Genomic DNA, 11,447 nt, shown 5'->3' with positions numbered 1-11,447 from the left:
GCAACGCCGTCCTTTGAAGGACAGGAGCGTTTATCTAGAAATTCAGCATAATTAGTAAGTAAAACTTATAAATTCTGATATTTTAAAAAAACGAGCCAACGCAATATGCGTTAGCTCGTAACCTTCTTTTAAATATGAAAGCGTTGAATCTGTGTATGCAATTCACTCGCAACCTTGTTTAGTGTCGCCGCATGATCTGTTGCGATTTCTACCGTTTCTAATTGCTTTTGCACCATCTCTGACACAAACTTCGTGTCTCTTCCCGTGTGCTTACTAATCTCAGTTACTTCGCTGAATGATGCATAGATTTGTTCTGAGCCCGCGGCCATCTGCTGCGACACGCCGGATACTTCCAGTGTATTTTGACAGATGAGCTGGATATCGTTGCGAATTTGCTCAAACAATTCCCCCGCATGCTCCATGCTCGCCAGTCCTGTATTAACCTCTGCCCCTCCTTGATCCATGGCAACATCTGCTTCGGTTAAGTCCGCTTGAATTTGCCCAATCAATTGCGTGATATGTTCAGCCGATTGTGCGCTCTGGCTAGCAAGCTTTCTAACCTCGTCAGCAACAACAGCGAATCCTCTACCGTGCTCTCCAGCATGGGCAGCTTCTATAGTAGCATTAAGAGCCAACAGATTGGTCTGATCGGCTACCTCTCGCATCCATGCAATCACCTGATAGATGGCTTGTGATTTCGCGTTCACTTTCTTCACAGCTTGATTCGCATGTTGTACCGATTCCGTAAGTGCATACATACCAGCTACTGCAGTTGCAATGGATTTGCTTCCCATCGTCGCTAGTGAAACGGATTGTTCTGATTGCATAGCCATCGTTGACATATGATCAGCGACTCGTTGGATGTCTGAAGCTATTTCCCCCATGGCAAACGAGCTCTCTTCGATCCCTTTGGCTTGTGAATCCGCCCCTTCCGCCATATTCACGGCTTTCTGATCAATATCACGAGTAATCTTTGACGTTTGCTCAGAAGATGAGACGAGATACTTGGTTGCTACGTTAACTCTGTCGGCTGATTCCTTGACTTGATAAATGAGTCCTTGAATCATATCCATCATCCCATTAAAAGATCGCGCTAACTGGGCAATTTCATCTTTGCCTTGGATTTGAATGCGTTCACGTAAATCACCTGAACTTCCAGACAGCTCGTCCAGCTTTGATTTCACTTGGCGCACCCGAGTTAGGATGTGCCTAGTTACCCATAATGCAATAAGCACCGCAGCTGTAATCGTACATGCAAGCACCACCAGTGCAATTGCCGATCGTTGCTTCACAAGCGTTGCAGTTTGAAGGGAACGTTCCTCAATATGCCTCTCCTGCATTTGTTGAAATCGGTTTAATAATTGGGCAAAGTGTATCCGAAGCTCCGCATACTCACCTGCAAAAATACGTAACGTCTGCGCTTTGTCGCTAGCTGCGAGTTCCATCATTTTGGTTTCCAACTCAACCAATTTCACATTACCTGCATCCAAATCACGGAAGATCTGTTTCTCTTCTTCTGTCCGTAGTAGACCGACCGTTTCTTTGATATGATTATCGATTTGAACCGCATAATCGTTATAAGTATCACTTTCCGATTGGTTTCCAGGATCAATAATAATCCCTCTCACCGAATCCGTTAACCGGATATCTTCGTAGCGTATTTGATTAGCTAGGTTAAGTAAATGAACATCATCATGCGCAAATCGTTCAAATGAGGAAGATGTCTGACGAAGTGACGTATAGAGAATGGAAAGCGAAATTAAAAATAAACCAACAATAACGCCAAAACCTAACAAAAGCTTTCTTCTAATCGTCATCTGAACCCCTCCAATATGTCACTTTATCCAAAGATAAAATAAAAGCCCGAAAGGTATCAGAATCGATAACCTCCCGGGCTTTTATCCCTCCGTGAACACAGCGCGCTGTGTGTTTTCTCTCGGACCTGACCAGCGGGAAGCCGCGGAACCCTAGAAAACTTTTTATGTTAGATAATATAACACAGTTTTCGACAATTTTAAACATATAGTTTCATTTATAAGGAATGAGTGAATAAACCTAACATAGGATATGCTAGATATTTTGAATGTACTATACCTACAGACTATTTCTGATCGTACATTTTCAACTTTTTAAGCAAAACATCGGAAGAGACATAAGGCATTCCTGCACTTATACGTGAAATTTCCTCACTGTCCCCTGTGTTAATGTCCTCCCTCGTCGTAAAAAACAAAGAAAATCCAAGCATTTTAGCTTCCTCAACTACAGACTGATTGTATTCCCCTAATGGGAAACAAAGGAATGAGAACTGATTGTGAAGCTTGCTCTTTATAAACACCTCACCTAACAACAAGTCTTCTCTCACGCGCTGCTTCCTCTCTTCATCCGTCTCTGATCTTTTCTCTTTAGTCAACCAGATTCGATTCGACAGCGGAGGTGTTAGGTTACCAGACTCATCCCGTTTTTTCTGATGCAAATCATAGGTATGTGAGTAAAAACTATAACCATCGCGTCTCATTTCAATGATTTGACTCCATGTCAGAAAAGGCAAAGATGGATTATCAGAATCTACATCGCTCACGATAAGAAAATTCGTCGCCGTATATCCCATCTGCTTCAGCAGCGGATAGGCTTTGTCATAAAATGATCGGTAGCCATCGTCAAACGTAATCACCACGGCGTTCGGAGGCAATGGGGTCCGATGTGCATGGAAACAAGCGTAGTCCTCGATGGAAACAACATTATAGTGCTTCTCTTTAAGAGCCTGCAGATGCTGCTTAAACTTGGCTGGTGTGATTGTGATGAAAGATTCCTGATCATCGAGATGATGATAGGTTAGAAACAAGGCTTTATTTCTATAATGAATGGATTTGGTGTCTATGTTGACTGTTGTGGCTGCGTTTATTTGTGAAGCCGAGCATAGGGAATCCAGTGGGTTTGCATGTTGTTCAGTGTGTATCCAGCCCCCAGTGAGCAGCAGCATGAGCATGAAGTATACAGGCAAATATGATCGACCTCCCTACAGCTCCTGTACCATCCCTACAATATACTCACGAAGATAACAGTTAGAACGTTAAGTCAACGCGTCTGCATTAGCTGCTTCACCTAATTACAACACTGCGATCTTTAGCATATGGCCGAGAGTAGCATTAGTTCAATTATGCCGACTTAAAATGAGATACACTCGGAGGTTATGACCAATAGTCCGATTACGCCGAACTAAATGGAGGTTAGCTTGTTCATATTGTCGAATAGTCCGATTTTACCCACCTATTTCCCCGGCTTTCGTGTCTTTAAGTCGATATGGTCGATTTAGTTGTGCAAAGTCGGACTAATTAACCTTTTGTGTCGCGTTCAGTGAAATTAGTTCGGCAAAATCGGACTAATGGTGTGTCGGTGATGCGCGACGGGGCGCTTTCGGCTCTGTAACTCGACTTTTTCGAGTTACGGGGGCGCCGCGGAGGCGCCATTTCAGCTCTGTAACTCGACTTCATCGAGTTACAGGTCCCCTATCTTCGCTCCCATATTTCGCTCCCCATACTTCGCTCTCCCTACTTCACTCCCCATACCGCCCCCCTACTTCGCTCACTCCGCTCGCTCAACCCCTTCTCTGCCACCAAAACGAAAAGGAGCCAAGCGCAATGCGCCTAGCTCCTTGTTCCAGCAAACAAATCTATCCCTTCATCCCTAAGCGAGCAAGATTAGCGAAGCTAATCTCCAGGCTTTCGAATGGATTGCGTCCATAGCAGTCGTCCTGCTCGACGGCCGCCCATTCCACGCCAATTTCCTCACAGGCTTGGATGATGCCTTTGAAATTCATATTGCCTTCACCAATTTCAGCGAAACGCTGTTGTCGGTCTGGCGTTATGCACATATCTTTGAAATGGACAACTTTCATCCGTCCGTCTACTTTGCGAATCCATTCAATGGGATCGGCTCCGCCAGCTTGGACCCAATAGACATCTAGCTCAAAATCTACAGTTTCTGGATCAGACTCGTCAAACAAAATCTCCATACCTGTTTTCCCATCATACTTCGCAAATTCAAAATCATGGTTATGGTAGATGAATTGCAAACCAGCGTTTTTCAATTGTCTGCCAAAATCGGAAGCTTGTTTTGCAAATGCAGCATACCCTTGGCTTGTTTCGCGGAATTCTGGCGGTAATCCACCAAGTCCCACATACTTGCAATCCCAGGCCAAATGTTTCTCAATGACAGAATCCATATCGTTTAACAAATCGTTATAGCCGATATGCGTCGCACAGATACTCAGACCCGCTTGATCCGTAAGCGCTTTAAATTCATGAACACCAATAGGACCAACACCTGACGCTTGCACTGAGTGGTACCCCATTTGTTTCACTTTCTTCAAGCTCTCGCTAATATCCTCTGGTGTTTGCAAAAAGTTACGGACTGTATACAATTGCGTGGCGATTCTCATTCTTCTCACTCCATTCAACAATATTTGGCTCCCTCCATATATATCATGGAATGGACGAATGAGCTATAACAATCTATTAACTTCCTACATATTTCTGCGATACTGTCCGCCAACTTCATATAAAGCAGCGGTGATTTGACCAAGCGAAGCGACTTTAACCGTTTCCATCAGTTCTTCAAAAATATTTCCATTATTGCGAGCCGTCTCCTTCAATCGTTCTAGAGCTTCCGGACAGACGAATTTGTGCCCTTCATGAAAAGCTTGAAGCCCAGCAATTTGCGTTTCCTTCTCTTCGCTTGTCGAACGAGCGAGCTCAATTTCTGCAGCAGGATAATGATCATTCGCCTTAACAAACGTATTCACACCGATAATCGGCAGCTCTCCGGAATGCTTTTTACCTTCATACAGGAGAGATTCTTCTTGAATTTTACCACGTTGATATTGCGTTTCCATGGCCCCTAACACACCGCCTCGTTCATGAATTCGCTCGAATTCAGCCAGTACGGCCTCTTCCACCAGATCGGTTAAATCATCCACAATAAAGGCTCCTTGCAGCGGATTCTCATTCTTCGCCAAGCCCAGTTCCTTATTGATAATTAATTGAATGGCCATCGCTCTCCGAACGGAATTCTCTGTTGGTGTCGTAATCGCCTCATCATAGGCGTTCGTGTGTAAGGAATTGCAATTATCGTAGATGGCCATAAGCGCTTGCAAACTGGTACGAATATCATTAAAATCTATCTCCTGAGCATGAAGGGAGCGGCCTGAAGTTTGAATATGGTATTTTAACTTCTGACTGCGCTCATTGCCGCCATATTGATTTCGAATTACCGTTGCCCAGATGCGACGCGCCACTCTACCCATAACGGTATACTCCGGATCCAGTCCATTGCTGAAAAAAAAGGATAAATTCGGCGCAAAATCGTCGATGTGCATACCGCGGCTCAGGTAATATTCTAGAAATGTGAAGCCATTTGCTAATGTAAAAGCTAATTGCGTAATGGGATTTGCTCCCGCCTCCGCAATATGATACCCGCTAATACTGACTGAATAGTAGTTTCGTACGTGATGATCGATGAAGTATTGTTGGATATCCCCCATCATTTTCAACGCGAATTCTGTTGAGAAAATGCACGTGTTCTGCCCTTGATCCTCTTTCAAAATATCTGCTTGCACAGTACCGCGAACGGTTTGCAGCGTCCAAGCTTTCATCTGTGCATATGCCTCATCAGAAGGTTCACAGCCTTGTGTCCCAACAAATTTATCGATTTGCTGCTGAATTGCGGTGTTCATGAACATCGCTAAGATCATTGGTGCAGGTCCATTAATGGTCATAGATACACTTGTGGACGGATGGCACAAATCGAACCCGGCATATAATGAATTCATATCAGCTAGGGTACACACATTTACGCCGCTATTGCCTATTTTCCCATAAATATCTCGTCGGTAGTCGGGATCATGGCCATACAAGGTAACGCTGTCAAATGCAGTCGACAATCGTTTCGCTTCCTCATTTTGACATAAATAGTGGAATCGACGGTTGGTGCGTTCAGGTGTCCCTTCTCCAGCAAATTGGCGTTTAGGTTCTTCATTCGTTCTTTTAAAAGGAAACACACCCGCGGTGTAGGGAAAATAGCCTGGCAAATTTTCTTTCAGCAGCCATTGAAGGATTTCCCCTTCATCTTCATATCTGGGCAAACTGATCTTGGGAATTTTACTCCCGGACAGTGATTCAGTATACAAGGCAAATTTCATTTCACGATCGCGCACGCGAGTATCAAATTCATCTTGTGTATACGCTTCACGAATTTGAGGCCATTCCTCAAGCAGCTTGAGCGATGTTGGGTGGAGATTTCCTTGATAATGAGCTATCAAATCATTGATTTTGCCTACGAGTACATCCCTTTCTTCCTCGGAGTTAAACACATCAGGATGCGTATCCAGCATCAGTGATTTCGTCCCCTTAAGCTGATAAACCTTACGCGCGATGTCGACCTGCTCCGTTGTAAATCGTTTATACTGACGAATTGTTTGTACAATTTCGCCGAGATAACCTGTACGATTGGGTGGAATAATCACATGCTTGATGCCAACTTGTTGCGGGTTCTTATCCTCAGCAATAAGCCAATCTCCACCCTTTCTCAGAGCAATATACTTAATCGCCTCATCAAATAGAACATTTGTTCCACTATCATTAAATTGACTAGCTATCGTGCCGAATACCGGCATTTCCTCAACAGGCTTATCAAATAAGCCGTGACTTCTTTGGAATTGTTTACGCACGTCTCGCAAAGCATCCTCCGACCCACGTCGATCACATTTGTTGATAACGACCATGTCAGCGTAATCGATCATATCTATTTTTTCCAGCTGCGTTGCTGCGCCATAATCACTTGTCATCACATACATCGCCACATCACATAGATTTACAATCGCGGAGTCGCCTTGTCTAATACCACTTGTCTCCACAATCACAAGCTGATAGCCAGCTGCTTGAACTACTTGTATAGCATCCTTAGTCGCAAGACTCAACTCAGACTTCGCCCCCCGTGTTGCTAAGCTGCGCATATAAACCCTTGGGCTGTTAATGGCATTCATGCGGATACGATCACCGAGGAGTGCACCACCCGTTTTCATTTTGGTAGGGTCGATTGAAATTATGGCGATGCTGCGTTCTGGATATCGGGCAAGAAAGCGTCTGACCAGCTCATCCGTGAGTGTACTTTTTCCTGCGCCTCCTGTTCCTGTGATGCCAATCACCGGTGCCTGAGAAATTTGCATTGTTGCTAAAATCGAAAGTAATTGCTCTGCATGTTCACTGCCAGCACCCTCTTCCGCCACAGTTATTAAGCTTGCTATCCGATTCCAATGATTCTCATTCGAAATGTGCAGATCAGCTATATCACTCGGAAGATTCCTTGGCGTAGGAGCGTCAACTTCGCGAATCATGTGATTAATCATGCCTTGAAGACCAAGTTCTCTTCCATCGTCGGGAGAGAAGATCTTGGCAATCCCATATTGGTGCAAATGATGAATTTCTGTTGGAATAATGACCCCACCACCACCAGCGAATATTTTAATATGTCCGGCACCTTTTTGCTGAAGAAGATCATACATGTACGTCAAGTATTCAATATGTCCCCCTTGATAGGTGCTTATGGCGATCCCTTGCACATCCTCTTGGATTGCAGCATGGACAACTTCCTGAACAGAGCGGTTATGCCCCAGATGGATTACTTCAACCCCTGATGCTTGTAAAATCCTTCTTATAATATGAATGGTCGCATCATGTCCATCAAACAAAGCTGCCGCCGTGACAAATCGCACTGGATTCTTAGGCCGATAGATGCGTGTGTTCACTGCTTTCCCACCTTTTCTCATGTCGTCATGATACATTTTCAAGCTTAGTTATCGTGTTTCACTCGATTTATATGGAAGTGAACTGCAAATCATGCCCGAGTCATGTTTCTATATCTCTCATCATAAGCTGTTAATTGAACCACTCCACATTCTTCGTGAGGCGGGTGAACCAAATGTCCGAGCAGAACGATCATGGATCTAAATATTTTGAACAGATGTTGACGATCATTGATGTCGGTGTTCACCTGATTGACAATAAGGGAATTACTATTTTTTATAATGAGAAGATGGCGGAGACGGATGGTTTAAAGAAGGAACAGGTTGTGGGGAAAAACTTCTTCGATCTCTTCCCTTCGCTGACGAACGAAACGAGTACTTTCATGAAAGTACTGCAAACAGGTAATGACATCCGCGAAAAAATTCAAACGTATGTGAATGTTACAGGGAAACGGATCACAACCATTAATAGCACTTACCCACTCTTGGAGGATGGCGAAATTATCGGTGCCTTGGAAGTTGCCAAGGATATCACGAGTATCGTTCATCTGCATGATCAAATCTTGGATCTAAGACATCAGATCTTTGAATCCCCATCTAAGGATAAAAAAAATGCGAGCGCTGCCCGCTTCCATTTCAGTGATTTAATCGGACAAAGTGAAAGCTTCCTGCAAACCATTGCCTTTGCCAAAAAGGCATCCCGCACAAGCTCGCCTGTTCTGATATCCGGACCAACCGGCACCGGGAAAGAATTGTTCGCCCAAAGCATCCACAATGCTGGCGCCCGTCGGAACCGATTATTCATTGCTCAGAATTGTGCCGCAGTTCCTAATGAGCTGATGGAAGGCATTATGTTCGGAACGGCTAGAGGTGCGTTTACTGGTGCGATAGATCGCGCAGGATTATTCGAGCAAGCGAATGGGGGAACGCTTTTTCTAGATGAATTGAATAGCTTGGATTTATTTCTGCAGGCCAAATTATTACGAGTCTTACAAGACGGCATCGTTCGTCGGGTCGGAGGAACGCAGGAGCAACAAGTGGATGTCCGCATCATTACCGCCATGAATATCGATCCCAAAGAAGCATTAGCTACAGGCGTTCTAAGAAGCGACCTCTATTACCGACTTAATGTCGTGAATTTACACTTGCCTCCTCTAACGCACAGAATAGACGATATCCCGCTCCTTACTTCCCATTTTATTGACAAATTCAATCATTTATTCGGTATGAAAGTAATGGGGTTATCCCCATCGGCCTTGGCCGTTTTAGCGAACTACCATTGGCCCGGTAATATTCGTGAATTAAGCCATGCGATCGAATCCACCTATAATATGATGGAACTGGAATGTGAAAAGATTGAAGATCACCATCTTCCTGCCTATCTCTTGGGTGATGTAATCCCGACGCCGCTTCGATCCAATCCTCGGAGTGACCCTATTGAAGAAATCTCGACCAGTCGATTAACGGATAAAGTGAGACAATTGGAAAAAGAAACGATTACGAATGCGCTAGCTTCACATCAATATAACATCACGCTCACCGCACAAGCGCTTGGTATTAAGCGGCAAGCCCTGCAATATAAGTTGAACCGTTATGGGATCGGTAGAAAACCTTGAAAATCAAAGTGTACCAGCATGACTCCGAATGGGGTTTTTTTTCTTTTTTTAATGGAAAGTGGCATGTTGGCATCCTTCTTGCATCTTACTAGGGTTGAGAAGACATCCATGCTGGAGGTGCAATGATGGAACAACGTAACTGGAAGCAAATTGAGCTATGGAAGCATGTGACAGATGAGCAATGGAATGATTGGGTGTGGCAGCTGACACATACGATTCGAACATTAGATGATCTGAAGAAGGTCGTGAAGTTAACTCCGGAGGAAGAGGAAGGCGTTCGCATTTCAACGCAAACCATTCCCTTAAATATTACACCATACTATGCATCCTTAATGAATCCCGATGACCCCCGATGCCCAATTCGTATGCAATCTGTTCCGATTTCTGCTGAATTATTGAAAACCAAATACGATCTTGAAGATCCGCTTTTCGAAGATGAAGACTCCCCTACACCTGGATTAACACATCGCTACCCGGATCGAGTGCTATTCTTGGTAACGAATCAGTGCTCCATGTACTGCAGGTACTGCACGCGCCGTCGTTTCTCGGGCCAGGTTGGGATGGGTGTGCCGAAGAAGCAGTTAGATGATGCGATTGCCTATATCCGAAATACGCCAGAAGTACGAGACGTTCTGCTATCTGGTGGGGATGGTTTATTAATTAACGACAATATTTTGGAGTATATTCTGAAAAATTTGCGGGCGATCCCCCATGTTGAAATTATCCGGATCGGTACGAGAGCTCCTGTTGTATTCCCGCAGCGAATTACAGAGCATTTGTGCAATATTATCCGTAAATATCATCCGATATGGTTGAATACGCACTTCAATCATCCTCTGGAAATAACGGACGAAGCGAAAAAAGCCTGCGAAATGCTTGCAAACGCTGGTGTTCCGCTGGGTAATCAATCCGTCATTCTCGCAGGCATTAACGATAGCACCTACATTATGAAGAAGCTCATGCATGATCTTGTAAAAATGCGTGTACGCCCCTACTACATTTACCAGTGTGATTTATCCGAGGGCATCGGACATTTCCGTGCACCTGTTTCCAAAGGGCTTGAAATTATTGAGTCCCTTCGTGGTCACACTTCGGGGTATGCGGTACCTACCTTCGTTGTCGATGCGCCTGGTGGTGGCGGCAAAATCGCACTTCAACCCAACTATCTCATCTCACAAAGTCAGGATAAAGTGATTCTGCGCAATTATGAAGGTGTGATCGTCGGCTACCCTGAGCCGAAAAATTATATACCAGGCCGTGCAGATGAATATTTCAACGAGGTATATGGCATCCAAAAACAGCCGGAAAGCACCGGCATCATTGCTCTCATGAAAGATGAAAAATTCAACTTAGTGCCAGAAAATTTGCGCCGGATTGGTAGAAGGAAAGCGTATCAGGAAACGCCAGAACACTTGTCACTGAAGGATCGTCGACCGAAGCGGGATGAAATGAAGGATAAGTTGATGAAGGCGCAGCATAAGAATAAGAACGAGAATGCAACAGAATGACAAGAACGATGGCGAGTCTGAAGGATCAGAACGAGAGCGCGAGAGAATGACGAGAACGAGAACACGACTGAAGGATAGGAAGGAGAGTGAGACTGGGCGGTCTTTGAATAGTTGGTGTTCCTAGAGTTCAAATAGCAATTCACGGAATGAATTCTACGCAGCTAATTAGATTTCCTGCGAGGAATTCAGGGATGAGCTACACCTCTACTCATCATGGGCAAATAACTGGATTTATTGTAGTTAATTTGGCAATATTCCCCCCAGAAGTCCTTAACTTAGCTGAAATAACTGTAGGTTTTCCATCTAAACTTAGATTTGGCGGGTTTGGAACGAATTTAACTGTAGGTTTTCCATTTATTATGTTACCGAGTGCTAAACACACTGCTCATACCAGCATATTTAGCTAATCTATATAAAAAGCACCCGGCATGGGTGCTTCTTTTATTGTGTGGCGTGCCCAGAGGCACGCATTATCTAGTTGGTGAAAGTCCAACCAAGGGAGGGGCCAGGCCACCTTTGTAGCTA

Annotated in this window: 6 protein-coding genes and 1 riboswitch; of the genes, 2 read left to right on the top strand and 4 right to left on the bottom strand. The window is 44.4% G+C overall.

Translation table 11 applies throughout. The features are described from left to right. Positions 1-128 precede the first annotated feature (128 nt). From A8708_RS23745 to icmF, 4 genes are all read right to left on the bottom strand, one after another. Positions 129-1,817, bottom strand: a complete 1,689-nt coding sequence (locus A8708_RS23745) for a methyl-accepting chemotaxis protein (RefSeq protein WP_068667797.1) — start codon at positions 1,815-1,817, stop codon at positions 129-131. Positions 1,818-1,885: 68 nt separating this feature from the next. Beyond that, a riboswitch (guanidine-I (ykkC/yxkD leader) is annotated at positions 1,886-1,982 on the bottom strand. A 119-nt stretch (positions 1,983-2,101) separates the two neighbouring features. Then, the gene (locus A8708_RS23740; protein WP_068667796.1) at positions 2,102-3,001 is read right to left on the bottom strand and encodes a polysaccharide deacetylase family protein; all 900 of its coding nucleotides are present in this window, start codon (positions 2,999-3,001) and stop codon (positions 2,102-2,104) included. A 669-nt stretch (positions 3,002-3,670) separates the two neighbouring features. After that, on the bottom strand, positions 3,671-4,438 hold the full coding sequence (locus A8708_RS23735; RefSeq protein WP_239696823.1) for a sugar phosphate isomerase/epimerase family protein: 768 nt from the start codon (positions 4,436-4,438) through the stop codon (positions 3,671-3,673). Positions 4,439-4,522: 84 nt separating this feature from the next. Further along, entirely contained in the window at positions 4,523-7,801 is a 3,279-nt protein-coding gene (gene icmF / locus A8708_RS23730) for a fused isobutyryl-CoA mutase/GTPase IcmF (protein ID WP_068667795.1), read from the bottom strand. A gap of 173 nt (positions 7,802-7,974) precedes the next feature. On the opposite strand from icmF, the gene A8708_RS23725 reads away from it, so the two are divergent. Then, positions 7,975-9,414, top strand: a complete 1,440-nt coding sequence (locus A8708_RS23725) for a sigma-54 interaction domain-containing protein (RefSeq protein ID WP_068667794.1) — start codon at positions 7,975-7,977, stop codon at positions 9,412-9,414. Between the two features lie 125 nt (positions 9,415-9,539). Next, on the top strand, positions 9,540-10,922 hold the full coding sequence (gene kamA / locus A8708_RS23720) for a lysine 2,3-aminomutase (RefSeq protein WP_239696822.1): 1,383 nt from the start codon (positions 9,540-9,542) through the stop codon (positions 10,920-10,922). Positions 10,923-11,447: the final 525 nt, after the last annotated feature.

Source organism: Paenibacillus oryzisoli, assembly GCF_001653565.1.
Taxonomy (GTDB): Bacteria; Bacillota; Bacilli; order Paenibacillales; family NBRC-103111; genus Paenibacillus_E; species Paenibacillus_E oryzisoli.
The sequence above is the reverse complement of the archived record's forward strand: the minus strand, read 5'-3'. Positions and strand labels throughout refer to the sequence as shown.